Consider the following 25,258-nt stretch of genomic DNA (forward strand, 5'->3'; position numbering starts at 1 on the left):
GACAGCCCCTGAACCGATCCAGACCACGAGGAAGAGGCCTGATGTCGTCACCCGAGCAGACCGTCGTCATCACCGGGGCCTCAGGGCGGATCGGACGCGCGGTCGTCCCGCTCCTCCGGCGCCCGGGCCGGATGCTGCGTCTCGTGGACACGAGTCCGGCCGAATTCGAGCCCGGCGACGACATCTCCTGGCACGACGTGTCGATCGAGGACGCCGAGGGGATAGAAGAGGTGCTCGACGGGGCATCCGGGCTGGTGCACCTCGCGGGCCTCGCGTCTGAACGGCCGTGGGCGGACCTGCTGCGGGTCAACATCGACGGCACGCACACCGTGCTCGAAGCAGCACGGCGCACCGGGGTCGATCGGGTGCTGCTCGCGAGCTCGATCCACGCCGTCGGATTCCAGCCGGTCGCCGCGGCCGGCGCGGCCGTGCCGCCGCTTCCGCGACCCGACACCTACTACGGCGTCAGCAAGGCCGCCATGGAGGCGCTCGGCAGCCTCTACGCCGACCGGTTCGGGATGTCGGTCGTCAGCGCGCGCATCTGCGCCTTCACGGCCAATGCCGGCGACGGTCGAGCGACAGCCCAATGGCTCTCGCCCGGCGACATGGCCCGGCTCATCGAGGCCGGTCTCGCGCTCGACGACGGTGCGCACCACATCGTGTGGGGCGTCTCCGCCAACGCACCCGGTTGGTTCTCGCTCGATGCCGGATTCGCGATCGGCTACCACCCGCAGGACGACGCTCGCGCGGTGGCGATCGAGCGCGACGGGGTTGAGCCGCCCGAGCCCGACGCCCGGGCGCCGCTCGGGGGCGTGTTCACGGATGAGCAGCACCCCGTCGGCGGCACCTGGTGAGCCTCGGCAGCTGAGCTCAGGCGGCGGTGGCCACGAGCTCGTCGACCGACGAGCGGGAGAGCTCCGCGGCATCCGTTGCGAAGGAAGGCGCCTCGGCGGCCTCTGCGGCACTGAGTTCGGCCTCGACTGCGTCGATCGGGTTGGCGATCTCATCGCGCCGCATCCGCGCGGCGATGATCGCGACCACGCCGATCACGAGCGGCGCGAGCCCCGCGATGAGGAACACGACCGGCAGCCCGAGCGACTCCCCGGCGGGCCCGGCGATGGCCATCGAGATCGGCATGAACGCGAGCGAGACGAAGAAGTCGAGGCTCGAGACGCGGCCGAGCATCTCGCCCGGGACGCGGCGCTGCAGCAGCGTTCCCCAGATCACCACGCCGCCGTTGAACGCCGCGCCGACCAGGAACGCCGCGATCGCCATCACCCAGATCTGGTCGGTCAGGCCGAACACCGCGAGGGGGAGGCATCCGAACGCCCAGAGCAGGTTCATCACGGTGAGGTAGCGCCGCGGCATCCGGAGCGATGCGATGATCGCGGAACCGACCGCGCCGCCGATGCCGAACGCGGCCAGGATCAGCGCGTGGTCCTCGGGGCCGCCGGCGGCGACGTCCTTGATCACGAACGGCACGAGCACCTCGAACGGGCCCACGATCAGGAAGATCAGCAGCGACGCGAACGTGAGCGTGCCGAGCAGCCACGGGGTGCGCACCATGTACACGAAGCCCTCGCGCACGTCGGTGAGCAGGGCGACGGCCGGATGCCGCGTGACGCCGTCTGCGGTCTCGGCGCCCCCGGGCTCGGGCTCGGGCCGCTCGCCGCGCAGCGGCACCTCGGGCACCTTCAGGATGCACACCGCCGCCACGACACCGGTCAGGGCGGTTACGGCGAGCGCGGCGCCGGGCGACGAGATCGCGATGAGTGCGCTCGCCAGCGCCGGACCGCCGGCCTGCATGAGGATGGGCCGCGCCATGCCCTCGAAGCCGTTCGCGGCCATGAGCTCGTCCTCGGGCAGCACGCTCGGCAGCAACGCCGAGTACGCCGGGTAGTACAGGCCGGCCATCACGCCGCCGATGAATGCGACGACCGCGAGCTGCCACACGGCGAGGCCGCCGGTGAGCGAGAGCAGCGCGACGATGCCGACCGTCGTGGCCCGCACGACCTCGACCACGAACAGGATGCGCCGCTGCGACATCCGATCGGCGAGCGCACCGCCCAGCAGCGTGGTCAGCAGCATGCCGACCGCCGTCGCGCCGGCGACGACGGAGAGCTCGGCCGCGCCGCCGCCGATGGCGACGATCTGCCAGACGAGCGCGACCATCCAGATGCCGGCGCCGACCATCGACGCCACGAGTGCCGCGGCCAGCCAGCGGTAGGCCGGGTTGCGCAGGGGCCGGAGTGCCCGAGGTGTTGACATGATCACTGTCCTTCACTGAGTGCGGATGGCTCGAGAACGGATGTCTCGAGGATGCTTCTACTCAGGCGTCGAACGGGGATCTGGGAGATCGACACGGCTCAACGAGATCGCGGTACCGAAGGACCGAAGTACCGAGGTACCGAAGTAGCGAGGTACCGAGGTACCGCGTCTGGAACGCACAACTCCGTCGTTCCATCCCGGTTGCGCGGCAACCCCGCGTTGGGGGACTCGCTCGGGCGGCCGGCCGCGAGAGCTCCCTCAGACGGTGCCGGCCGGGGGCCAGACGCCGATGATCACGGCCATGACGACGATCGTCACGAGCTCGTGCGCGATGTTCAGCACGGTGAGCGACGACGGGCGGCCCTCGAAGGCGTCGTGCGTGATGAACCGCGCGGCCGTGAAGCCCGCCCAGAGGATCACTCCCGTGAGGAGCGCCGCCACCAGGTAGCCGCCGCCGTAGAAGTGCCACGCGATCGTCGAGGCGCCCGCGAGCACCCAGGCCGTGACGAAGCTGACGAGCACCGTCAGGACCAGCGGCATCACCGCGCTCGCGCCCGGACGATCCATGTCGACGTTCGCGAGCTTCGCCCACCGGGTGCCGAACACGCCCCGCGCGTACCAGATCGCTCCCACGGCCATGCTCGACGCCGTCGCCAGCAGTACCGCCCAGTAGTTGATCTCGGGGACCATGTCTCCGCCTCCTCGTCGCGGCCGGGGCCGCGCATCGTCGCGCCGCGCTGCTGTCGCCGTGCTGCCGCTGCGCGAGAGCGTACTCCCGCGGCGGTTCCGGTGGGTCGCAGCGCGCCGAACGGATGCCGCGACGCTGCGCCCGCGGCATCCGCTCGGGGTCTTCGCTCAGCACCGGCCTCACGTGCGCCCTGCGACCAGGCGAAGCGGATGCCGCGACGCGCAGGCCGTACGTGTCAGACGCGATTCGCCCACGTGACGTCGATGAGGGCTTCCCCACGTAGGGTCGATGAAGGAGGTGCCCTTCACTTCTGGCCGTGCGTGCTGACGCCCCGCGATCTCGACGAGGGCGCTGACGCTCACCTGTTCTCCACAACGCTGACGCTCACCTGTCCTCCACAACGCTGACCCTCACCTGTCCTCCACAACGCTGACCCTCACCTGTCCTCCACAACAGCTGACCTCACCTGTCCTCCACAACGAGGATGCAAGTGCAGTTACTCACAGCCAATATCCCTGATCAGCCCATATTTCACCGCCGCGCAATGTCAGTGGGTCCCTGCAGGATGGAGACATGGAACAGCCCCTCCACCTCATCGAACGTGACATCGAGGAGTTGCGTGCGGCATGGGGCGGAGCGATGCCGGCATTCAGCGCGATCGTCGGAGCGACGCAAGCCGAGGTCGAGCAGATGAGCGACGCCGGGCTCGTACGCGTGACCGACGCACTCGCCCGGGTTCGACGCGACGCCGAGGCGCTGCTCGCGCGCGTCGCCGCCGAGGTGTCGAAGCGGTCGAGCTCGGAGCTGGGTTCGTCCAGCCTCGCCAGGGCGCAGGGGTTCCACAACCCGGTCCGGCTCATCGCCGCATCCACCGGAGCGTCCCGAAGCGACGCGGCGAAGCTCATCGCGGTCGGCACCGCCACCGCGGAGCGACACTCCTTCGTCGGTGAGCGGTTGCCTGCGCGGCATCCGCACGTCGCCGCCGCGCTCGACTCCGCCACGATCGGTGTCGACGCGGCTTCCGCGATCACGGCGATGCTCGAGCGCGTGCGGGTTCGAGCCGATCCCGCACTGGCCGACACGACCGAAGCGATACTGGTCGACCTCGCCGCTCGGGTGCCGCTCGAGCTCCTCATCCGCGGAGTCCGCGAGGCGGAGGCCCGACTCGACCGCGACGGCGTCGAACCGCGCGAGGAGGAGCTCCGCAGCGAACGCTCGCTCACGATGCGTGAAGACGGGGCGGGTGTGGTGCACCTGCACGCGCGCCTCGATCCCGAGACGGCGGCGCCAGTCAAGGCGGCGATCGAGGCGCTCGTGAGCGACGTCCTTCGCCGCCGCGAGCCGAGCGCCGGGGATTCTGGCCCGGTCATCGACGACCGCCGCTCGATTCCCCAGATCCAGGCCGACGCCCTCGCCGCGCTCGCTCGCCACGCCCTCGGCTGCGAACAGACGCTCGCCCCACTGGCGAAAGCCACGGTCGTGGTCCGCATCGACCTCGACTCGCTCGTCGACGGGCTCGGGCACGCACGTATCGACGGCATCGATCAACCCATCTCTGCATCCACGGCGCGGCGCATGTCGGCCGACGCCCAGCTCATTCCCGCCGTGCTCGGTGGCGAGAGGCTCCCGCTCGACCTCGGCCGCGCGGCCCGGTTGTTCAGCCGGGCGCAGCGGCTCGCATTGGCCGAGCGCGACGGCGGATGCGCCTCCTGCGGCCAGAACATCGCGTACGTCGACGCCCATCACATCAGATGGTGGGATCGTGACATCGGCCCGACCGACCTTGCCAACGGCGTCATGCTCTGCAGCTTCTGCCACCATAGAATTCACCGCGAAGGCTGGGACATCCGCGCAACTCGCAACGAGGTGTGGTTCATCCCGCCACCGCACGTCGATCCTGCGCAGACGCCTCGACTCGGCGGGCGCGCCCGATTCGACCTCCCCCGAACCGTGGTCGCAGCATGAGCGTGACGCCCGGGGTTCGCATGCTGCGGCATGAACTGACCCGCAGGATGGCCGGCTGCTGCCGACGCCTGATCGGCGCGCGCGGCCCGACCAGGGCGGCCGGTCGCGCAGCCGTACCTTCAGCGTCGGGCCGCGTCGGCCGCGTCGAGCTTCTCGAGCAACCGCACGGAGGTGCGCCACGTGCGCACGGTGATCTGCTGGAAGATCGGCATCGCCATGAACTTCTGAATGCGGGTCTTCGTCGCCTTGGCCGCCACCCGGGAGAAGTAGATCGCGCCCGGGCCCGGCGCCACGGAATCGACTCCCTCGCGCAGTTCGGGCATCGCGGCGAGCGCCTCCTTGGCCGTGAGCGGGTGCTTGAGGAAGTAGATGTCGCTGCGCAGCTTCGGCGATCCGTGATCCGCTGGCGCGGCATCGATCGTCTGGGCCAGCTCGTCGCGTGACCGGATCACGACGAGCAGCGGCGTCCCGAACCGCTCCTCGAGCATCGCCTCCACCGCCGCCTCGAGCTTCGGCCCCTTCTTGCCGTCGGCGCTGAACAGCACGTTGCCGCTCTGCAGGTACGTGCCGACATCGGCATATCCCGCCTCCTCGAAGCACGCGACGAGCTCGGGCATGCGAATCGGGTTCCGGCCTCCCACATTGATGCCCCGCAGCAGCGCGACGAACGAGGAGCCAGCGCGGGCGGCATCCGCTGACTTCTTCTGAGCGGCGGCGGTCATGTGAACATGGCTACCAGACCGAAGCGGATGCCGCGACCGGCGCTGCGTGCCACCCCTGTCTCGGGAATCCTCAGTCGTCATCGCGTCGATCTGGCCGCAGGCCCAGTGCAACCGGGACTTCGGCGTGCACCAGACGGCTCCATCCATCGTGTTGCGCTGTGGTTCGCGGTGGCGCGAGATCTTCGTGTGGTCGCCGACGCGTTGCCGAAGCGGGATGACCCGCCTGGTCCGGTGGGGAGGTGGCGAAATGGCGAAGTGGCAAAGTGGCAAAGTATCGAAGTAGCGAAGTGGCGAAGTGGCGAAGTGGCGAAGTGGCGAAGTGGACACGTACCGGCTTCGAGGGCGAGGCTCCGCACGCAGACGCGGTACCGAAGTACCGAAGTATTGAAGTACCGTGCAGCTCGACGAGGAACTATCCGGCGATCGCGGCGCGGCGCCGCGGCATCCGCCCTAGGCTTCGAACGCGGGAGGTGCCGAATGACCAAACGGATGCCGAAGGCGCTCTACGAGCGCGAGCTCGCGGCGCTGCAGGCCAAGCTCGTCGAGATGCAGGCGTGGGTGCAGCACTCGGGCGCGAGGGTCGTGGTGATCTTCGAGGGGCGGGATGCCGCGGGCAAGGGCTCGACAATCAAGCGGGTGTCCGAGTTCATGAACCCGCGCGTCACGCGCATCGTGGCGCTGCCGACGCCGAGCGCCCGCGACCGGACGCGCTGGTACTTCCAGCGGTACGTGTCGCACCTGCCGGCGGCGGGCGAGATCGTGCTCATGGACCGCTCCTGGTACAACCGCGCCGGCGTCGAGCGGGTGATGGGGTACTGCACGAACGAGGAGTACCACCGGTTCCTGCACCAGGCGCCGATCTTCGAGCGGATGCTCGTGGAGGACGGCATCATCCTCCTGAAGTACTGGTTCAGCGTGTCCGATATCGTGCAGGAGGAGCGGTTCCGGTCGCGCCTCGAAGATCCGATGCGGCGGTGGAAGCTCAGCCCCAACGACGTGCTCTCGATCACCAAGTGGGAGGACTACTCCCGCGCGAAGGACACGATGTTCGTGCACACCGACATCGCCGAAGCGCCCTGGTACGAGGTCGAGAGCGACGACAAGCGGCGCTCGCGCATCAACATGATCGCCCACCTGCTGTCGAAGGTGCCCTGGCACGCGGTCGAGCCCGAGGCGATCGTGATCCCGCCGCGTCCGGAGTCCACCGGGTACGAGCGACCGCCGCGCGGGTGGATGAACACGGTGCCGGATGTCGCGCAGAAGCTGATCGACGGCACGGCGTCGGTCGACTGACGCGGCCGAGCCTGCTCGACCGCGCCTGAGCAAGCGTCGGTACCTGAGCGACACGGTGGCGCTGGGCGCCCTCCCCTACATCGCCGGGTGCCTCTCGACGCCCGTCGTCGCAAGGCGACGCCATCGACGCCAGGCGATGACGAAGATCGCCGCCGCCGCCACGCGTACCGCGATGTTGGCGATCAGCACGCCGGTGACCGGGGCTGACGCCAGGTAGACCAGCTCGAGCACGGCGGTCGAGAGGTGGAACACCACGAAGACCGCGACGATGAGCCCGACGGCCGCCGGGTCGGTCATGCGGATCGCGCCGAGCGAGAGCATGGCGATCGCGAGCTCGGCGGCGGCGAGGAAGTACGAGAGCAGGTAGGCCTCGGGGTCCAGCTCGATGCCGACGGTGGCCGGGATCGCGGCCGGCAACACCGCGAGCATCACCGCCGCGGCGAGCGTGATGATGCCGTGCACGATCAGCACGATCCGGAGCAGGCCGCTCACGCGAGATGCCACGAGCCGCACGTTCAGTCGTTGCCGAGCGCCTGACGCGCGTAGCGGTACTTCTCCACGAGGCGCAACTGCGTGTCGTAGTCGAGGCGGCGCAGACGCCACCGCGCAGTGTTGTCGTCGATGTCGGCGAGCTTCACGCGGCGGGCGACCGGGCTGCGGCGGATGCGTGCGTAGTACTCGTCGGGCGTGATGTCGGGCGTGCGCGTGAGCAGCTGCACGACCTCGACGATCTGGGGCGTCACCCCGGCCTCGAACAGCTCCTGCGCCGTGATGGGGGTGTCCTCAAGCACGTCGTGCAGCCACGCGGCCGCAGCCTCGACGGTCTGGGTGATCGGGTCGAACCGCTCGGCGATGCGCCCCGGGTGGTCGATGAAGGGAGCACCGCTGCGGTCGTGCTTGCCGCGGTGCGCGATGAACGCGATGCCCTTCGCGAGCGACACCTGCGCGATCGCTTCGGTCGCCGACACCGATGCGGGCGATGGGGTCGGCGCGTCCTCCTCGGCCTCGTCGATGCCGGATGCCGCGTCGTCGACGGATGCCGCGTCGTCGACCCGCTCGAACGTCATCGTGGTCGACGCCATCACCATCTCCTCGAACTCCTCGGTCACCGGGTCGACTCCGTCCTCGTCCTCGTCGTCTTCTTCGTCCTCATCCGTGGCCCCCTCATCCGTGGACTCCTCAGTCGTGTCTTCGGGCGGCGTGAAGGTCGCCCGGTGCAGGATCGGCGGGTCCGGGTCCGCCTGGGGCTCCTCGGCCGGCTCTGCGTCGGTCGCAGTACCCGTCGGCACTGGCTCGGGTGGGCCATCCGCTGTCGCAGCGCTCGCATCATCGGCGACCATCGGGGCCTCGACCGCCGCGACCGGCTCGTCCTCGACGTCGACTGCCGCGTCGTACTCGGCGTTCGTGTCGTACTCGGCGTCCGCATCGGCCTCGTCGGCGGCCACCGTCTTCGGCTCGGCCTCGGCAGCGGCCACCGCATCGGGCTCGGCCTCGGGCTCCGCCTCCGCCTCCGCATCCGGCTCGGCCTCGGGCTCCGCCTCCGCATCCGGCTCGGCCTCGGGCTCCGCCTCGGCGATCGGATCCCGCCCACGCACGGGCCGCACGAACTGCAGCTCGACCTCCAGCTCACCCAGCTCGCGCTCATCGAGCTCGAGCATCGACCGCGTGCCGCTCTCGCGACGACGCTCGAACGAGACCTCGTCGACCTCGGTCAACCGCGCGCCGTCGCGCGTCGTGAAGTACCGCCTCCGTCCGTCGTGGGTGACGGCGACGATGACGGCGTCGTACTGGCCGCTCGGCTCGAAGCTGCTCAGGTAGTACCGGCGACGCTCGGGCAGCGGATGCCGCGGCGCTTCGATCGGCGGCACCTCCAGCCGCCGCGCGTGCGCGCCGCCATGGCTCGCGTCGTCGCGATCGGCACCCCGCTCGAGCTCCACCGGCGCGCCTGATCTCGACACGTGCTCATCGGGTGGGCTGGTCAACCGGGCTCCAAGGGGCGGTGGTGCCGGCAGGGCGGTCTGGCTCGGCGGGTCCGTCGTGCGAGCGGATCCGGCATCGGATGCAGCGGGGCTGCGTGGGGGACGCGATTCGATGGTAGGACGACTCGGGCGCGATCGCATCGTGCCACCCCGGTGGCGTCGAGCTCGCCGTCGCGCTCGCCGCCGAACTCGCTGCCGCGGCATCCGTTGACTGACGAGCCCGCGGATACCGTGGTCAGGCGACGAGCACCCGCCGCTCGTTCTCGTCGAGCACCCACACCTGCGACGCCACGGCCCGGAAGAGCCGGTGGGGCGCCGCGCCCGTGACATCCGATTCGCTCCAGGGGCGGAGCCCGCGGGCCACCGAACGGGCGTTGAACACGGCGAGCGCGTCGTCGAGCTCGGCGTCGGGCACCGGTCCTGCCGCGGCCTCGACGTAGACGGCGATCGCGCTGCCGACCGGGATCGTGGAGTCGAAGACGGCCAGGGCGACGTCGGCCCGTTGGGCGATGTTGCCGGAGTGCCTCGTCTCCATCCGCGACACCCAGACCCACTCGCGCAGGTCGCGCTCTGCGAACCAGACGGGCGTCGCCCACGGGCGGCCGTCGGCGTCGGCGGTGGCCAGGGTGAGGTAGGAGTTCGCGTCGATCACGCGGCGCGCGGCATCCGCCGGCGTTGCATCTGCGTTGGAAGCCATGCTCATGGCTACCAGACGTCGCAGGCGCGAGGAAGGCCGGCGCGTGCGGTGCGGTCGGGTCAGGCCCTTGGTCCATTGCCGCGACGAGGCGTGCGGAGTAGATTCCGCCCGACTGGGGTGCGGCGTTCCGCCGGCCGAGGAGGGGATCGACATGGCTGAAGGAGAGACCGGTCTCGAACCGACGATCGAGATCACTGAGGGCGACTACCCGGAGATCCTGCGGATCGTGGCATCCGACGGGGAGGTCGACTCGTACCTGGAGAGCGCCGGGATCGGGCCCGACGTATTCCGCGACGACACGGATGAGGGAGGGGGCCTCTGCGCGAACGAGCGGGCAGCGCTCGGCAGTTCGTTGCTCTACGTCGTCGAGGTCGGCGAGGTGACCGACGCGTCCGAGTCGGAGGGCCGGATCACCCTCGCAGCATCCGCCGCCGGCTCGCTGATGGCCGCCCTGACCGAGGTGAGCAACGAGGGCCTGCGGTTGGTCGAAGCCCTGGAGGGTGAGAAGCCGGATGCCGCGGCGCGACTCCGGGAGACGTTCGAGCTCCTCGGCCTCGACGGCGACCGGCTGCGGCGCGCGGTCGAGGAACGGTCGTCCGGCGCGGGCGCCTGACGAGCACAACGAACACACCGGGGCGGGCGGAGCTGCGCGCACGTGCACCCGCGTGGCGTACTCTCGGCGCGGGCGCCTGAACCCGAGATCGCGGACGCGACCGCATAACCGCACAACCGCACCACCGCACCACCGCACAACCGCACAACCGCACCACCGCACGACCGCACGACCGCACACCCGCACGACCGCACACCCGCACGACCGCACCACCGCACCACCGCACGACATCACGACCGCACGACCGCACGACCGCACGACCGCACGACCGAACAACCGCACAACCGCACGACCGCACCGCACCGCACCGCACCGCACGACCGCACAACCGCACAACCGCACAACCGCACAACCGCACAACCGCACGAGAAGCGTCAGCGAAACATCAACCCACTGGGATGACGCGCCCGGCGTTCGCCGCCACCCAATCGACCAGCGGCAGCATCCGCTCCATGAGGTCGCGCCCGAGGTCGGTGAGCGAGTACTCGACCCGCGGCGGCACCTCGGGAAACGACGTGCGCTCGACGAGCCCGTCGGCCTCGAGGGTGCGCAGCGTCGAGGCGAGCATCTTCTCGCTGATGCCCTCGACCTCGCGGCGCAGCTCGCCCCAGCGGTGCGTGCCGTCGGTCAGCGCCAACAGCACGAGCACGCCCCACTTGCTCATGATGTGATCGAGCACGACCCGTGTGGGGCATCCCTCGGTGAAGACTTCTCCGGACTTCTCCCGGATCTGCGCAAGACTTACTGCCATGTGGGTACCTTACTTCAAAGTGGGTACCGATTCGAGGGAAGGTAACCGCGGAGCATCCGGTTGGCCCTCGGTGACGCGCGAACGAACAGCGTGAAGCGCGCGAAGCGTGAAGCCACCACCGAAGGGAACCACCATGACCATCCTCGTCACCGCCGCCTCGGGTCAGCTCGGCCCGCTCGTCATCGACGCGCTGCTCGCGCGCGGCGCCCAGCCCGCCGACCTCGTCGCGAGCGCGCGCGACACGTCGAAACTCGCAGAGGTCGCGGCCCGCGGCATCCGCACCGTCGAGCTCGACTACGCCCGCCCCGACACGATCGCGTCCGCGCTCGAGGGCGTCGACACCGTGCTGCTCATCTCGGGATCGGAGCCCGGCTCGCGCCTCGCCGGCCATCGCAACGTGATCGACGCGGCCAAGGCCGCCGGCGTGACGAAGCTCGTCTACACGAGCGCGCCCAAGGCGACCACGGGCGACTACGCGCTCGCCGCCGATCACAAGGCCACCGAGGAGGCGATCGCCGCATCGGGCGTTCCCGCCGTGATCGTGCGCCACAACTGGTACACCGAGAACTACGCGGCGGATGTCGCGCGCGCCGCCTCGACCGGCACCATCGCGGCATCCGTGGCCGACGGCCGCGTGGCCAGCGCCTCCCGCGCCGACTACGCCGACGGCGACGCCGTCGTGCTGCTCGAAGACGGCCACCTCGGCCAGGTGTACGAGTTCGGCGGCGACGTCGCGTGGGACTACGCCGAGCTCGCGGCGGCGGCGTCGGACGTGGTCGGGCGCCAGGTGGAGTTCGTGTCGCTGACCACCGCGGAGCACGTGGCCGCGCTCGAGGCCGTCGGGCTCGATGCCGGGACGGCCGCGTTCGTCGCGGGCATCGACGAGGCGATCCGGCGCGGGGTGCTCGGGGACTCCGACGGGACGCTGTCGCGGCTCACCGGCCGGGCGACGACGCCGCTCGTGGAGGGGCTGCGGGCGGTGGTCCCGACCCAGGAGCAGTCGGCGGCCTGACGCTGTCGGACTACCGACCGAACCGGTACCGCTCCTGCGGGGCGAACGCGGAACGCCCCGGCCCGCCGAGGCGAGCCGGGGCGTTCCGACGCAGGTCAGGACTGCGCGCTGCGGCGACGCACGATCAGGACCGAAGCCAGGCCGGCGAGGAGCAGGGCCCCGCCGACGGTCCCGCCGAGCAGCGGGTCGACGCCGGTTGCGGCGAGCTCAGGGTCATCCGAGTCGCTCGTGGCCGACGTGGATGCCGCCGGGATCACCTCGACGGTGACCGAGGCGGTGACCCCGTCGAGCTCGGCGGTGATGGTGTGCGGGCTCGCGGTCGGGAACGTCACCGACAGGCCGTCGATCACGTCGGTGGCGACCGAGCTCGTGAGGGTGGCGGCCGAGCCGTCGACCGGCGTGCCCCACTCGTCGACGCCGGTGACCTCGAACGTGAGGGTGCCGCCCTGGTCGACGGAGGTGGCGCTCGGCGTGATCTCGAGGGCCACCGGCGCACCGGCGACGGTCAGCGAGGTGCTGCCGAAGTACTCCACTCCGTCGACGACGCTGACCGCCATGACGGCCCGCGGGCCGGGCGAGAAGGCGGTGATCGTGAGGCCGTTCGCGAGGTCGCCCGCGGCATCCGTGCCGATGTAGGGCGCCTTGGCGGGCTGCGGGTCGACCGGTTCGCCGGCCTCGTCGACGAGGGTGGCCGTGTAGGTGATCGACTCACCGGACTGGATGACCGCATCCTCGGGAGAGAGCACCCATCCGATCACCTCGGACTGCACGACCTCGTCGTCGGCGGTGGCCGGCAGCACGCCGGCCCCGATGGTCAGGACGGCACTGATGCCCAGCGTCAGAAGCGAGCCGGCGGCGCGACGATGATTCAATCCGGGTTCCTTTCGGGGTCAGGAGCGCCCTCGCACCGGCGGCGCGAGGGCATTGTCCTGAACCTATCCGTTTCCGACGATGCACGAGGTCGCGATTCGACCGTGCGACGTTGCGATTCGGTGACGATGAGGCCCGTCTCGACGTCGGCGCTCGGCAGCGCGCTCGAGCGGCGCGCTCAGACCGACCGGATCCGCTCGCGGCGGCCCGGGATCCCGTTCTCCACGCGCACCCACTCGCCGTCGCGCTCGACCTCGTAGGCCCGGAACGCGCACGCGATGCCCTGCGCCGTCATCGGGTCCGCCGAGTCCATCAGCTGGAAGTGCAAATGCGGCGATGTCGAATTGCCCGTGTGGCCGACGCGGCCGAGCACGTCGCCGACGCGCACCCGCTGCCCGTCGGCAACCGCGACCGTGCCCGGCGCCATGTGCACCAGCGCCGCGTACACGTCGCCCGCGCGGAGGATGACGTGGTTGCCCAGGATCGACGGCAGCTTCTCGGGCGAGAAGGTCACGGCGTTCTTGATCATGTTCGCCAGCTCTCGGGCCGGGTGGATCCACCCCCGCTCGGGCATGCCGTCGACGGCGCGCACGACCTCGGCGTCGAACGGCGCGTGGATGGTCGCGCCCCACGCGTACGACTCCCGCGTGCGGCCGCCGACGAGCTCGCCGCGCAGCGAGCTCGCCGGGTGGAAGTGCACGCCCTTGCGCCGGTCGACGATGAGGAAGTCGTAGGCGTACCGCTGCCCGAGCATGTCGGTGCCGTGGCTCGGCACGCGGTGGGCGGGCGTGGTGACCGCCATCCAGTTCTCACCGCGCAGCGGGAACTCGACGATGACCGGGGACTCGAGTGCGTGCTCCATCGAACGCGAGCGTATCGGAGCGCGATCGACCACGCTCGGGTCTCGGTCACGGGCGGCGGATGCCCCGTGCCGGGTGTCGGCGGCCCGGAGTAGCTTCGGCGCATGACCGCGCTTCAGCCGTTCGAGCTGCACGTGCCCGACGAGACCCTCGACGACCTGCGAGCACGTCTCGAGCGCACGAGGCTGCTCCCCGATTCTCCGCGCAAGCCTGCCTCTGGCCTCAGCGCCGCCTACCTCCGCGAGCTCGTCGACAGCTGGATCGACTGGGACTGGCGCGCCCGCGAGGCGTGGCTCAACCGGCATCCGCAGTTCATCGCCGGGATCGGCGACGCCGACGTGCACTTCGCGCACCTGCGATCGCAGCGAGCGGATGCCCCGGCGCTGCTCGTCATGCACGGCTGGCCCCACACCTTCGCCCTGCAACTCGACTTCGCCGACATGCTGCCCGACTTCCATGTCGTCGTCGCGAGCTTGCCGGGCTTCGCGTTCTCGACGCCGTACGCCGAGGGCCCGATGTCCGAGAAGCGCCTGGCGGCCACGATGCACGCGCTCATGACCGAGGTACTCGGCTACGAACGCTACGTCACCTACGGCGAGGACGTCACGGCCAACGTCAGCGACCTCATCGCGGCGCGATACCCCGATCACGTCGCCGGCATCGTCGCCACGCACGCGCACTTCCCCACCGGCGACGAGCGTGAGGCGCTCACGGATGCCGCGGAGCGCGCGTTCTTCGACGACCTCGCCGCCCGCCACAGCCCCGACGGCGCATACGGGCACGTGCAGGCGACCCGGCCCGACACGCTCGCCGTGGGGCTCAACGACTCGCCGGCCGGGCTGCTCGCCTGGCTGGCCGAGAAGCTCGTCGAGTGGAGCGACACCCCGCCCGGCGACCCGTCGGCGGTCGAGCGGCGCATCTCGCGCGACCGCATCCTCACCGAGGCGATGATCTACTGGGTCACGCAGTCGATCGGCTCGTCGTTCCGCCCGTACTACGAGGGTGCCGACCAGCCCGACCCGATCCCGCCTACGTCGGTGCCTGCGGCGGTCCTCATCCAGCGGCACGAGGCCGGCTACCCCGAATCGCTCGCTCGCGGGCATTACCTCGACCTGCGCGTGTTCGATCGCCTCGACGAGGGCGGGCACTTCACGGTCGCGGAGGTGCCCGAGGAGATGGCCGCCCGGGTGCGGGAGTTCGTGCGCTCGCTCGGTTGAGGGCACGGAGGTGTTCCGGACGTTCGCGGATCTGACCGCACAACCGCACAACCGCACAACCGGGCAACGGCACATCCGCCCGACGCACCCGCGCAAACCCGAACCGCACAACCGCACAACCGCACAACCGCACAACCGCGCAACCGCGCAACCGCGCAACCGCGCAACCGCACAACCGCACAACCGCCGCGACGATGACTCCCGAGGAGTCGCCACCACTTCGCCACTTCGCTACTTCGCCACCGGGATTTCCCGGGGATGAAGCACTCCCGACCGACTACGCCGCGACCTGGCGCACGGCCCTTGCGAGGTTCGTCACGAGCTCGTCGCGTGTCTGCGCCACCACGTAGGCGGGCTGGTCGCGCTCGACGCGCCAGCTCTCCGAGAGCGGGCCGATGTTGACCGTGTCGAATCCGAACTGGTCGTAGAGGTCAGTGACGAACTGCGCGGCATCCGCGAAGTCGCTCGCCGTCGCGAGCGCACGGCGACCGGCGCCGCCTGACGGCCGGCCGTCGGTCGTGATGTCCCTCGCGGTGATGTGGTTGAAGCCCTTGGCGACGCGGCTCTCGGGCAGGTGCGCCTGCAGCATGCCGGTGACGGTGGCGCGGCCCTCGTCGAGGGCGGGAACGTGGCCGTCGCGCTCCCAGTAGTAGTTGTTCGTATCGATGACGATCTTGCCGGCGAGCGGCTCGACCGGGATCGACGCGAACGCCTTGAACGGCACGGTCACGACCGCGACATCCGCCGCCGCGGCCGCCTCTGCCGCCGTCGCTGCACGAGCCCTCGGGCCGAGCTCGGCGACGAGGGCGGCGAGCGTCTCGGGCCCGCGCGAGTTGGCGATGACCACCTCGTATCCGTTCGCGATGGCCGCCCGTGCGACCTGGCTGCCGATGTGTCCTGCTCCGATGATTCCCAGTGTGGTCATGGTGGGGCCAACCGGATGGCGCGGCCGAATGTTCCCGGGCCCCTGCGACGCGCCGCCCGGTGCGACACGCCGATTGCAGCCGGCACCCCGCATACGGGGGCCTTTCGCGGCATCCGTCGCCGATGGGACGCTCGACCGACGCCAGCCACCCCGCCCCATCCTGCGCACTCTCGACGTGAAGGCCACACCGATGTCGGCACCGCAACCCGGAGCACCGAGCGATCCCGCGACGATGACGGGAGCGCCGGCGCCGCCCCGCTGGGTCGCCGCCCTCGCGTGGACCTCGCTCGTCCTCGGCATCGTCGCCCTGCTCGGCTCGCTCAACATGTTCCTGCCCGATCCGCGCGACATGCTGGTGCGTGCCGTGATCGGCGGAATCGGCCTCGCGGCGGCGATCGTCGCCATCGTGCGCTTCCGGCGCACCGGACGGCCGGCCCCTCCGATCGGCATCGCCGGGCTGGTGGTGTCGAGCCTCGCGCTCGTCGTCACGGTGCTCACGCTGCTGCAGTTCGCCTTCTTCTTCGTCTTCGCCGAACGACTCGAGCCGCCAGCGGAGCCCGTCTCGAGCTCCCAGGCGGCGGCCGAGCAGGCGGCCACGGAGCGGGAGTTCGCGGAGATCGCGCGCACCTCGGCCGCCATGCTCGAGGAGGTGCGCCTGCCCGACGGCAGCTACCCGACCCGGCTCGCGGTCACCACCGATGAGCGCCAGCTCATCTCGCCCGACGGCGTGGTGATCGCCGACCTCCCGTTCGGCACGTCCGTGAACTACGCGGTGTACGTCGATGCGACCCAGTACCAGCTGCTGCTGTTCGGTCCGAACGGCACGCGGGCGGAGGTCGACTCGGAGGACGGGATCACCGTCGAGCACGTCCCCTACGCGAGTTGGTGAGGGCCGGGCGTTCGTCGCCCTGACGGGTGCCCCATCGTTGTGCGCGATCGACAACAGGGTCGCCTCGTCCGCTCGGGCCGAGCAGGATCGACTTCATGCGCATGAGTCCCCGACGCCTCGCCACGGGCATGAGCCTGTGGGCCCCGAACCTGTTCAGCGGCATCCGCGTGAAGCGCTTCGCGCCAGACTGGACGAGCGCGACCGTCGAGCTGCACGTGAACGTCTTCACCCGCAACTACGTGAAGACCGCGTTCGGCGGGTCGATGTCGGCGATGACCGATCCGTACTACTTCATGCTGGTGAAGCACCAGCTGGGCCGCGACTACCTGGTGTGGGACACGCGGGGTGAGATCGAGTTCGTGAAGCCCGGCCGCGGCGTGCTGACCGCGCACTTCGAGGTGCCGGCCGCCAAGGCCGAGGAGCTGCGCGAGCGCGCCGAGGGCGGCGCGAAGGTGCTCGAGTGGTTCGAGACGTCGATCACCGACCGCGACGGCGACGTCGTCGCCCGCGTGCGCCGCGAGGTGTACGTGCGCGAGAAGCGCCGGGCTGCGTAATCCCTCGAGTCATCCGCCGGGCGGCGGAAGCAGCCGCCCCAGCTGGCCGCCCGATGGCACGATCGACGGGTCGACCAGCCAGATCACGGCGAGGCCGTTGACGAGCGCGAAGTAGTAGGCGGCGAGCGCCCGTCGCTCGCCGTCATCGAGCGACGGCAACGCGTCGGCGAGCAGGTCGGCGATGCCGCTGATCGCGGCGCCCTGGGCCATGCGAAGCCGCTCGGCGACCACCGGGATCCGGTCGATCTGGGCGAGGTTCTCCATGCTGGCCGCGAGCAGCTCCCGTTCGTCGCCGAAGGCCGCGAGCGACTCGTCCCAGATCCGCCCGAGCAGCTCGGCCCTCGGCGCCCCGCGCAGCGCGACGTCGAGCGCATCGCCGATCTGGATGCCGGTGCCGAGCAGCGCCTCGGCCATCAGCGCCTCCTTACTGCCGAAGTGGTAGCCGATCGCCGCGAGGCTCACGCCGGCGGCACCCGCGATGTCGCGCGCGGTCGTTCGCGCGTATCCCTTCTCGATGATGCAGCGCCGCGCGCCGTCCAGGAGGTCCTCGCGATTGCCCATGCACCGAGCCTAGTCCATGTTCACACATATGTATTAGACATTTGTCTCATACGCCCGTACCATCGATTTCGGCCGCAGACGCGGCGACCGGCTCGAGGAGGAATCATGAAGGTACTCATCACAGGTGGAGGCATCGCCGGCCTCGCCGCGGCCCATGCTCTCGCCGGCGGTGGCCACGACGTGACGATCGTCGAGCTCGCACCCGACCTGCGTCCGGGTGGGCAGTTGGTCGACCTGCGCGGCACCTCGCGCGAGGCCGCCGACCGGATGGGCCTGCTCGAGCCCATCCGGGCGGCGCAGCTCCCACAGCGGGGCATGCGCTACGTCGACGACCGCGGACGCACGCTCGCCGAGCTCGGCGTCGAGATGTTCGGCGGACAGGGCCCGGTGGCCGACCTCGAGATCCTGCGCGGCGACCTCACCCGTGTGCTCTTCGACCTCGTCGCCGGACGCGTCGAGGTGCGGTTCGGCAACTCGATCGCCGCGCTCGCTCCCGACGATCGCGGCGTCGATGTCACGTTCGAGCAGGGATCACCCGAGCGGTTCGACCTCGTCGTCGCCGCCGACGGACTGCACTCGCGGGTCCGGCGCCTCGTATGGGGCCCGGAGGCCGACTACGTGCGAGCGCTCGGCGGCATCACCTCGTTCTTCGACGTTCCGGAGCCCGAGCCGCTCGACGGCTGGTCGCTCATGGACATCCTGCCCGGTCGCCGCATGGTGCTGATCCGACCGGATGCCGCGCCCGGGCGCTCCAAGGCGATCCTGACGTGGTTCGGCGACCACCGCCTCCCCGATCGCCACGACGTCGAGGCTCAGCAGGACCTCGTGCGGTCGGGGCTCGCCGACGGCGTCTGGCACCTCCCGGCGCTCTCGGCTGCACTCGACACCACGAGCGAGTTCTACTTCGACGCACTCGTGCAGGTGCACATGCCCGAGCTCTCGCGCGGCCGGGTCGTGCTGCTCGGCGACGCCGGTTACTGCACCTCGCCGCTGAGCGGCCAGGGCACCGCGCTCGCGCTCATCGGCGCGTACGTGCTCGCGAACGAGCTGGGCCGCCGGCCCGAGGCCGACGTCGTCGACGCACTGCGTGCGTACGAGCGGAACCTCGCCCCGCACATCGAGGCGGGACGCGAGCTTCCGCCGGGGTCGGGGTCGTTCGCGACGCCGAAGTCCCGCCTGGGCATCCGCGTCCTGCACGCCTACATCCGGGCGTCAGCGCGCAAGCCGCTCCTCACGCTCGTCGAGAAGGCGATGAGCAGCCGCCACGACGTGCCGCTGCCCGCGTACGACACGGTGGCGGTGTGAGCGGATGCGGCGGCGAGACGGGTGGATGCCGCGGGCGACGACTCGCCCGCGGCATCCGCACCGCTCAGTGCTGCACGTCGTAGACGTACTTGACGACCCCGTTCGGGTACGCCTCGTGCTCGACGAGCTGGAGCTTGCCGTTCTCGCGTCCGTTGAAGAGGCGCTTGCCCTCGCCAAGGGTAACCGGGAAGACGAGGAGGTGGTAGCGGTCGACGAGCCCGGCCTCGGCCAGGCCCTGCGCGAGGGTCGGGCTGCCGTGCACGAGGATGTTGCCGCCGTCGCCCTGCTTGAGCTCGGCGACCTCGTCGATCGACCGCAGCACCGAGGTGTTGTTCCACTCGGGGTCGCTCAGCGTGGTGGACACGACGTACTTCGGCATCGCGTTGTACTCCGCGAACTCCTCCATGGTCGGCCACACGGGCGCGAACTCGTCGTAGCTCACGCGGCCGATGAGCATGGCGCCCGCCTCGACCTGCTCGCGGCCCTTGATCTCGTAGGCCTCCTCGACGAACGGGACCTCCTTGAACGTCCAGCCCGCCCGCGGGTGGTCGCCGCCGCCGGGCGAGTCGACGACGCCGTCGAGGCTGATGAATTCGGTGACGATGAGGGTGCGCATGACGATCTCCTGTGTTCTCCGAGCCGGTGTCTCCGTCTCATTCTGGACGTCGAACGGGGGCGACGCCCGATCGACATCGGCGCCCGGATTCGGGCGTAGCGTGGAACCCGTGATGCCCGGAGGACCGACATGACCGATCGCACGACCCAGCTCACCGCGATGCTCGGCATCGACCAGCCGATCGTGCTCGGGCCGTTCGGCGGGCTGTCGTCGGTCGAGCTCACGGCAGCGGTGAGCGAGCTCGGCGGGCTCGGGTCGTTCGGGTTGTACGGGTACGACGCCGACCGCATCGCCGAGGCGGTGGCGGCGATCCGCGCCGCGACGAGCCGTCCGTACAACCTCAACGTGTGGCTGCCGCTGACGGATGCCCCGACGGATGCCCCGCTCGCACCGAGCGCCTACGAGGCATCCGTCGACGCCCTCCGTCCGTACTTCGACGAGGTCGGACGGGCCGCGCCCGAGGAACCGCCCGCCGCCTACCTCCCATCGTTCGAGGAGCAGTGGGATGCCGTCCTCGCGGCGCGACCCGCCGTGGCGAGCTTCGTGTTCGGCGTGCCGCCCGCCGACGTCGTCGAGGGTGCGCGGGCCCGCGGCATCCGCCTCGTGGGCACGGCCACGTCGGTCGACGAGGCCGTCGCGCTCGAGCAGGGCGGGGTGGATGCGATCGTCGCCACCGGGCTCGAGGCCGGCGGGCATCGCGTGTCGTTCCTGCGGCAGCCCGAGCAGTCGCTCATCGGGTCGATCTCGCTGATTCCGCAGGTCGTCGACGCGGTGTCCGTGCCCGTGATCGCCGCCGGCGGGATCGCCGATCGGCGCGGGGTCGCGGCGGCGCTGGCCCTCGGCGCGGCCGGCGTACAGGTGGGCACGGCGTTTCTGCGCACCCGGCAGTCGGCCACCAACGAGGCGCACCGCGCGGCGATCGGGGCGACCGCGGCGCACGAGACCGTCCTCACGCGTGCGATGAGCGGGCGACTCGCACGAGGCGCGCGGAACCGCGTCGTACGGGAGATCGAGGACGGCGGCGTGATCGCGCCGTTCCCGGTGCAGAACTGGCTGACCGGCCGGTTCCGCGCGGAGGCCGTGCGCCAGGGCCGCGGCGAGCTGCAGTCGCTCTGGATGGGGCAGTCGGCGCCCCTGACGGTGCACGACGACGTGCGGGACGTGTACGCGGAGCTCGCGGCGGGCCTTCCGGGCTGAGCCCCGCGAGGCGCGCGAGCGAAGCGATGCGTCGCGGCGCGCCAAGTTCGTGGCGCCTGTCGGGCTGAACTCGGCGAGGCGGATCGACCGGAGGCGGTGCGTCGCAATGCTCGCGCGTGCGGGCGCGCCCCCACGACTCCCGGACACGTCGTCCCCGAGATATCCGGTACCGAAGTACCGAGGTACCGACGGTTTCGAAGAGAAGTAAAGAAGTCGACGAAGTGCCGAAGCAGGCGGAGTGGAGAGGTCGAAGAAGTGGAGAAGCGGAGAAGTGGAGAAGTGGAGAAGTGGAAAAGTAGAAAAGCAGAAAAGTAGAAAAGTAGAAGAGTTCTGCGGAGGGCAACTGCCGATGCCGACGTGCTTCCGCGTTCTGCGGTCGCGATGGTCCGCAGGCGCGCGCGATGCGAGCGGTCAGCGCAGTGCGCTCGGCGCGGGCGGTCGGGCGGCGCGCTCGGCGCGGGCGGTCCGGCGGACCGCGCGCGTGCAGTGCCGTCAGTGGCAGGGCGCCGGCGGTCAGGCGCGGGCGATCGGGCCGGTTACGGCGAGTCGGCAGCGGCCCGTCGAGCGCGCTCCTCTTCCGACGGTTCCGAGGGTGATTCGCACTGCTCGGCCGTCGCCTCTTCGGGGCCCTCCGCCGCGACCAGGTCTCGCCGCCTGCGGGTCACGAGGTAGGAGCCGGCGAGCACGAGCACGAAGCCGACGATCGTCCACACCGTGACCCGCTCGCCGAGCACGACGACACCCGCGATGATCGCGACCGCCGGGTTGACGTAGGTGATCGCGGTCGCCTTGACGGGGCCGATCTCGGCGACCAGGCCGACCATGAGCAGGAACGCGAGGGCGCTGCAGACCACGGCCAGCACGATGATCGAGACGATCACCGCAGTGGACGGCCACGCCGCCGGCCAGGCGTCGGTCAGCAGCACGAACGGCACGTAGACGACGGCGGTGGCGGCGAGCGACACGGCGACGACGCCGACGCCGGGAAGGTCGGACATCCACCGCGCGAGGATCGCCGGGCCCAGCGCGTAGCCGACGACGACGACCGCCATCTCGGCGACGGCGATCAGGTCGGACCCGGCGATGTCGAGGCCGACCAGCGCCGCGACGCCGAGCATTCCGAGTGTGATGCCGAGCCAGTTCAGGCGGGAGAGCCGCTCGGGCCGGCCCATCGCGAACGCGATGGCCACTCCCGCGAGCGGCACCGTGGCCAGCAGCAGCCCCGCGGTGGAGCTCGGCAGGCGCTGCTCGGCCGAGCTCAGGAAGTACCACGGCAGGATGATCTCGACGATCGTGTAGGCCAGCATCGGCTTCCACCGGCGCACCACCTGGACCACCTCGCGCCGGAAGAACGCCAGCGGCAGCAGCAGGATCGCCGCCAGGGCCGACCGGGACAGGACCACCATGGCGGGATCCAGCTCGCTCACCGCCACCTTGATGAACAGGTACGGGATGCCCCAGGCGATCCCGAGCGCGGCGAACAGGATCAGCCCACGACGAGTCACCCGTTCATTCTGGTTGCTGCCGCCGACACGGACCGCTGCGCGGCTGCCGAGCTCACGCGATATCCCGCCAACCACGGGGCACGGGAAGCGGATGCCGCGACGTGCCCGCCGCGGCATCCGCTCGCCCTGCGTCGACCGGGATCAGCCCTTCGCGAGCAGCTCCAGCGTGTCGATGACGCGGTTGGAGAAGCCCCATTCGTTGTCGTACCAGGCCACCACCTTGACGTGCGTGCCGTCGACGCGGGTGAGCGCGGCGTCGAAGATCGACGACGCGGGGTTGCCGGTGATGTCGGACGAGACCAGCGGGTCCTCCGAGTACTCGAGCACCCCGGCGAGCGGCCCCTCGGCCGCCGCGCGGTAGGCCTCGAGCACCTGCTCGACCGTCACCTCGCGCGAGACCGTCGTGTTGAGCTCGACGATCGAGCCGACCGGCACGGGCACGCGGATCGAGTCGCCCGAGAGCTTCCCGTCGAGGCCCGGCAGCACGAGGCCGATCGCCTTCGCGGCACCGGTGGTCGTCGGCACGATGTTCACACCGGCGGCGCGGGCGCGGCGCGGATCGCGGTGCGGACCGTCCTGCAGGTTCTGCTCCTGCGTGTACGCGTGCACCGTCGTCATGAAGCCGTGCTCGATGCCGGCGAGGTCGTCGAGCACCTTCGCCAGCGGCGCGAGCGCGTTCGTGGTGCACGAGGCGTTCGAGACGATCACGTGCGCGCCCGGGTCGTAGGCGTCGGTGTTCACGCCGTAGGCCAGGGTGACGTCGGCGCCGTCGGCCGGCGCGCTCACGAGCACCTTCCCGGCCCCGGCGTCGAGGTGGGCGCGGGCAGCGGATGCCGCGGCGAAGCGGCCGGTGGACTCCAGCACGATGTCGACCTCGAGCTCCGCCCACGGCAGGTTCGCCGGGTCGCGCTCGGCGAGCACCCGGATGCGGCGGCCGTCGACCACGAGCGTGTCCCCGTCGACCTCGACGGGCCGGCCGAGCCGACCGGCGGTGCTGTCGAAGCGGAGCAGCTGCGCGAGCGCGTTCGGGTCGGTGAGGTCGTTGACGGCGACGACCTCGAGGTCGGAGTCGCGCTCGAGCAGGGCGCGGAGCACGTTGCGGCCGATGCGTCCGAATCCGTTGACGGCGATGCGAGTCATGCGTGGGGTTCCTTTCGTTCCCAGTGGTACCCCACGAGGATCGTCGCTCCGGGCCCGGCGCGGGAGTGGCTGGAGCGACAGTGTGCGCAAGGATCACGCCACGCTACTTCGGAGAAGCTGCGAACCGTCGGGCGCCCCCGGCTCAGCGTTCGACGGGCACGAGCGAGACGTCGCGCAGCACGCCCGAATCCGCGATCGCGGTCATCATGGTGCACACCGGCTGCCGACGCCGATCGGTCGGCGATCCCGGGTTGAGCAGGCGGATGCCGCGGGGCGTCGTCGTGTCCCACGGGATGTGGCTGTGCCCGAACACGAGCAGGTCGATCGCCGGGCCCGCTCCCGCCTCGGCACCGGCGTAGGCGGCATCCGTGCGCAGCTCGCGGCCGCTCGCCGGCCCCGTCTCGTGCACGACCCCGACCCGCAGCCCCTCGACCTCGAACCGCGCGAACTCCGGCAGGCGACCGCGCAGTGCGGCACCGTCGTTGTTCCCGTGCACCCCGACGAGGAGCGCGGCCCGCGCCTCGAGCGCATCGAGCGTCGCGACGTCGACCCAGTCGCCCGCATGCACCACGACGTCGGCGACGTCGGCGGCGCGCCACACCCCGTCGGGCAGCCGCCGCGCCCGCGCGGGCACGTGCGTGTCGGAGATGAGCAGGAGCCGCGTCGCCATCGTCCCATCATCGCGCGCCCGCGGACGGAGGCGAGATCGCCTGATCGCGCTGCGTCGATCAGGGCGTCGGCCGCTCGGGCCCGCCGAGCAGGAGCCGGATCGAGTCGAGGTCCGCCTCGGATCTGGTGAGCAGCGAGCGGATCTCGTCGAGCGTCGCCTCGGTATCCACCGGTCGGCCCTCGGGCCTGCTGGGGTGGACTCCTGCATCCGCGGTCGGTGCGGGCTCCGTCGAGGCTGCGGCGGCGGACTCGCCGGGCGCGGCCGCTTCACCGCCGTCGTCCTTCCGCGGCCCCAGGAACAGGTTCGCGAGGTATCCGGTGAAGGTCCCGAAGATGCCGACGCCCACGACGATGATGACGACGCCGGCGAACCGACCCGGGTTGGTGACCGGGTAGTAGTCGCCATAGCCGACGGTCGAGATGGTGACGATCGTGTACCACAGGGCATCGGAGGCCGTGGTGATGTTCGCTCCCGGTGCGTCCTCCTCGAGGTAGAGCATCGTGAGGCTTCCGAACTGCAGCACCAGGACGCCCATGAGCAGCAACGCGTACAACGCGCTCCCGGCCCGGTCCTTGACGAGGGTGCGCCAGATGGTGCGCGGTCCGACCTCGCGCATGAGGCGGACGACCCGGACGACCCGGAAGAGCCGCAGGACCTTGAGCTCGGCGAACGGCAAGCTGGCCAGGAGGTCCGCCCACCCGTAATGCCGGAAGAAGTAGGCACCGCGCTTCGGCGCCGTCGTCAGCCGATACGCGAAGTCCGCGAGGAAGATCGCGCTGAAGAGGATGTTCATGACCCGGAGCACCGTGTTCAGCGCGGGGTCGTCGACCAGGGCGTACATGAGGACGAGGTTGAGGATCGACAGGATCGACAGCACGCCGATGAAGATCTCGTAGCCCGTGCTCTTCAGCTCGGTGCGCACCGACTTCGTCATGCGAGGAGTGTGGCACGTCCGACCCGT

Annotated in this window: 26 protein-coding genes; 10 read left to right on the forward strand and 16 right to left on the reverse strand. The window is 70.7% G+C overall.

What is annotated here, in order from left to right; translation table 11 throughout:
* Positions 1-41: 41 nt before the first annotated feature.
* The gene (locus tag EV187_RS14615) at positions 42-854 is read left to right on the forward strand and encodes an NAD-dependent epimerase/dehydratase family protein (protein WP_130353774.1); all 813 of its coding nucleotides are present in this window, start codon (positions 42-44) and stop codon (positions 852-854) included.
* A 16-nt stretch (positions 855-870) separates the two neighbouring features.
* On the opposite strand, the gene EV187_RS14620 is transcribed toward EV187_RS14615, so the two are convergent.
* Positions 871-2,268: an MFS transporter gene (locus EV187_RS14620; RefSeq protein WP_130353775.1), complete on the reverse strand. Its 1,398-nt coding sequence runs from the start codon at positions 2,266-2,268 to the stop codon at positions 871-873.
* 258 nt (positions 2,269-2,526) lie between these two features.
* Positions 2,527-2,958 (reverse strand): DUF1761 domain-containing protein, encoded by a 432-nt coding sequence (locus EV187_RS14625; RefSeq protein WP_130353776.1) that lies wholly within the window; start codon positions 2,956-2,958, stop codon positions 2,527-2,529.
* Between the two features lie 571 nt (positions 2,959-3,529).
* Between EV187_RS14625 and EV187_RS14630 the strand changes: the two genes are divergently transcribed.
* On the forward strand, positions 3,530-4,921 hold the full coding sequence (locus tag EV187_RS14630) for an HNH endonuclease signature motif containing protein (RefSeq protein WP_242609617.1): 1,392 nt from the start codon (positions 3,530-3,532) through the stop codon (positions 4,919-4,921).
* 119 nt (positions 4,922-5,040) lie between these two features.
* On the opposite strand, the gene EV187_RS14635 is transcribed toward EV187_RS14630, so the two are convergent.
* Entirely contained in the window at positions 5,041-5,643 is a 603-nt protein-coding gene (locus EV187_RS14635; protein ID WP_130353777.1) for a DUF1697 domain-containing protein, read from the reverse strand.
* Between the two features lie 477 nt (positions 5,644-6,120).
* Between EV187_RS14635 and ppk2 the strand changes: the two genes are divergently transcribed.
* Positions 6,121-6,936, forward strand: coding sequence for a polyphosphate kinase 2 (gene ppk2 / locus EV187_RS14640; RefSeq protein ID WP_242609618.1), 816 nt, complete (start codon positions 6,121-6,123; stop codon positions 6,934-6,936).
* Between the two features lie 75 nt (positions 6,937-7,011).
* Here the strand turns inward: ppk2 and EV187_RS14645 are convergent, their stop codons facing one another.
* The 3 genes from EV187_RS14645 to EV187_RS14660 form a co-directional block, all read right to left on the reverse strand.
* Positions 7,012-7,440, reverse strand: coding sequence for a hypothetical protein (locus tag EV187_RS14645; RefSeq protein WP_130353778.1), 429 nt, complete (start codon positions 7,438-7,440; stop codon positions 7,012-7,014).
* An 11-nt stretch (positions 7,441-7,451) separates the two neighbouring features.
* The gene (locus EV187_RS18595; protein ID WP_207221852.1) at positions 7,452-8,894 is read right to left on the reverse strand and encodes a hypothetical protein; all 1,443 of its coding nucleotides are present in this window, start codon (positions 8,892-8,894) and stop codon (positions 7,452-7,454) included.
* Between the two features lie 256 nt (positions 8,895-9,150).
* Positions 9,151-9,612, reverse strand: coding sequence for a pyridoxamine 5'-phosphate oxidase family protein (locus EV187_RS14660; RefSeq protein ID WP_165391214.1), 462 nt, complete (start codon positions 9,610-9,612; stop codon positions 9,151-9,153).
* A gap of 151 nt (positions 9,613-9,763) precedes the next feature.
* Between EV187_RS14660 and EV187_RS14665 the strand changes: the two genes are divergently transcribed.
* The gene (locus EV187_RS14665; RefSeq protein ID WP_130353781.1) at positions 9,764-10,225 is read left to right on the forward strand and encodes a hypothetical protein; all 462 of its coding nucleotides are present in this window, start codon (positions 9,764-9,766) and stop codon (positions 10,223-10,225) included.
* 385 nt (positions 10,226-10,610) lie between these two features.
* On the opposite strand, the gene EV187_RS14670 is transcribed toward EV187_RS14665, so the two are convergent.
* Complete coding sequence (locus EV187_RS14670; RefSeq protein WP_130353782.1) at positions 10,611-10,976, reverse strand: winged helix-turn-helix transcriptional regulator; 366 nt, start codon at positions 10,974-10,976, stop codon at positions 10,611-10,613.
* A gap of 133 nt (positions 10,977-11,109) precedes the next feature.
* On the opposite strand from EV187_RS14670, the gene EV187_RS14675 reads away from it, so the two are divergent.
* The gene (locus tag EV187_RS14675; protein ID WP_130353783.1) at positions 11,110-11,988 is read left to right on the forward strand and encodes an SDR family oxidoreductase; all 879 of its coding nucleotides are present in this window, start codon (positions 11,110-11,112) and stop codon (positions 11,986-11,988) included.
* A gap of 95 nt (positions 11,989-12,083) precedes the next feature.
* Here EV187_RS14675 and EV187_RS14680 read toward each other — a convergent pair whose 3' ends face one another.
* Both EV187_RS14680 and EV187_RS14685 read right to left on the reverse strand, forming a co-directional pair.
* Positions 12,084-12,860: a hypothetical protein gene (locus tag EV187_RS14680; RefSeq protein WP_130353784.1), complete on the reverse strand. Its 777-nt coding sequence runs from the start codon at positions 12,858-12,860 to the stop codon at positions 12,084-12,086.
* Between the two features lie 176 nt (positions 12,861-13,036).
* Positions 13,037-13,720, reverse strand: coding sequence for a M23 family metallopeptidase (locus tag EV187_RS14685; RefSeq protein ID WP_130353785.1), 684 nt, complete (start codon positions 13,718-13,720; stop codon positions 13,037-13,039).
* 102 nt (positions 13,721-13,822) lie between these two features.
* Between EV187_RS14685 and EV187_RS14690 the strand changes: the two genes are divergently transcribed.
* Positions 13,823-14,935, forward strand: coding sequence for an epoxide hydrolase family protein (locus EV187_RS14690; protein ID WP_130353786.1), 1,113 nt, complete (start codon positions 13,823-13,825; stop codon positions 14,933-14,935).
* A 277-nt stretch (positions 14,936-15,212) separates the two neighbouring features.
* Here EV187_RS14690 and EV187_RS14700 read toward each other — a convergent pair whose 3' ends face one another.
* Positions 15,213-15,860 carry an NADPH-dependent F420 reductase gene (locus EV187_RS14700; RefSeq protein ID WP_130353788.1) on the reverse strand — a complete coding sequence of 216 codons (648 nt, stop codon included), beginning with the start codon at positions 15,858-15,860 and terminating at the stop codon, positions 15,213-15,215.
* A gap of 190 nt (positions 15,861-16,050) precedes the next feature.
* Here EV187_RS14700 and EV187_RS14705 point away from each other — a divergent pair, with 190 nt between their 5' ends.
* Together EV187_RS14705 and EV187_RS14710 are read left to right on the forward strand one after the other, a co-directional pair.
* Positions 16,051-16,749, forward strand: coding sequence for a hypothetical protein (locus tag EV187_RS14705; protein ID WP_130353789.1), 699 nt, complete (start codon positions 16,051-16,053; stop codon positions 16,747-16,749).
* Positions 16,750-16,844: 95 nt separating this feature from the next.
* Positions 16,845-17,303, forward strand: a complete 459-nt coding sequence (locus EV187_RS14710) for a DUF4442 domain-containing protein (RefSeq protein WP_130353790.1) — start codon at positions 16,845-16,847, stop codon at positions 17,301-17,303.
* A gap of 9 nt (positions 17,304-17,312) precedes the next feature.
* On the opposite strand, the gene EV187_RS14715 is transcribed toward EV187_RS14710, so the two are convergent.
* Complete coding sequence (locus EV187_RS14715; protein WP_130353791.1) at positions 17,313-17,864, reverse strand: TetR/AcrR family transcriptional regulator; 552 nt, start codon at positions 17,862-17,864, stop codon at positions 17,313-17,315.
* 105 nt (positions 17,865-17,969) lie between these two features.
* Between EV187_RS14715 and EV187_RS14720 the strand changes: the two genes are divergently transcribed.
* Entirely contained in the window at positions 17,970-19,169 is a 1,200-nt protein-coding gene (locus EV187_RS14720; protein WP_130353792.1) for an FAD-dependent monooxygenase, read from the forward strand.
* Between the two features lie 64 nt (positions 19,170-19,233).
* On the opposite strand, the gene EV187_RS14725 is transcribed toward EV187_RS14720, so the two are convergent.
* The gene (locus EV187_RS14725; protein ID WP_130353793.1) at positions 19,234-19,785 is read right to left on the reverse strand and encodes a dihydrofolate reductase family protein; all 552 of its coding nucleotides are present in this window, start codon (positions 19,783-19,785) and stop codon (positions 19,234-19,236) included.
* Positions 19,786-19,914: 129 nt separating this feature from the next.
* Between EV187_RS14725 and EV187_RS14730 the strand changes: the two genes are divergently transcribed.
* A complete protein-coding gene (locus EV187_RS14730; RefSeq protein WP_130353794.1) occupies positions 19,915-20,982 on the forward strand; it encodes an NAD(P)H-dependent flavin oxidoreductase in 1,068 nt (355 codons plus the stop codon).
* A gap of 536 nt (positions 20,983-21,518) precedes the next feature.
* Here EV187_RS14730 and EV187_RS14735 read toward each other — a convergent pair.
* From EV187_RS14735 to EV187_RS14750, 4 genes are all read right to left on the reverse strand, one after another.
* Positions 21,519-22,487 carry a DMT family transporter gene (locus EV187_RS14735; protein ID WP_165391215.1) on the reverse strand — a complete coding sequence of 323 codons (969 nt, stop codon included), beginning with the start codon at positions 22,485-22,487 and terminating at the stop codon, positions 21,519-21,521.
* A gap of 141 nt (positions 22,488-22,628) precedes the next feature.
* Positions 22,629-23,627: a type I glyceraldehyde-3-phosphate dehydrogenase gene (gap, locus tag EV187_RS14740; protein WP_130353796.1), complete on the reverse strand. Its 999-nt coding sequence runs from the start codon at positions 23,625-23,627 to the stop codon at positions 22,629-22,631.
* A 142-nt stretch (positions 23,628-23,769) separates the two neighbouring features.
* Positions 23,770-24,297: a metallophosphoesterase family protein gene (locus EV187_RS14745; protein WP_130353797.1), complete on the reverse strand. Its 528-nt coding sequence runs from the start codon at positions 24,295-24,297 to the stop codon at positions 23,770-23,772.
* A gap of 58 nt (positions 24,298-24,355) precedes the next feature.
* A complete protein-coding gene (locus EV187_RS14750; protein ID WP_130353798.1) occupies positions 24,356-25,231 on the reverse strand; it encodes an ion transporter in 876 nt (291 codons plus the stop codon).
* Positions 25,232-25,258: the final 27 nt, after the last annotated feature.

It is taken from the genome of Agromyces ramosus, from assembly GCF_004216665.1.
GTDB classification, from domain to species: Bacteria; Actinomycetota; Actinomycetes; order Actinomycetales; family Microbacteriaceae; genus Agromyces; species Agromyces ramosus.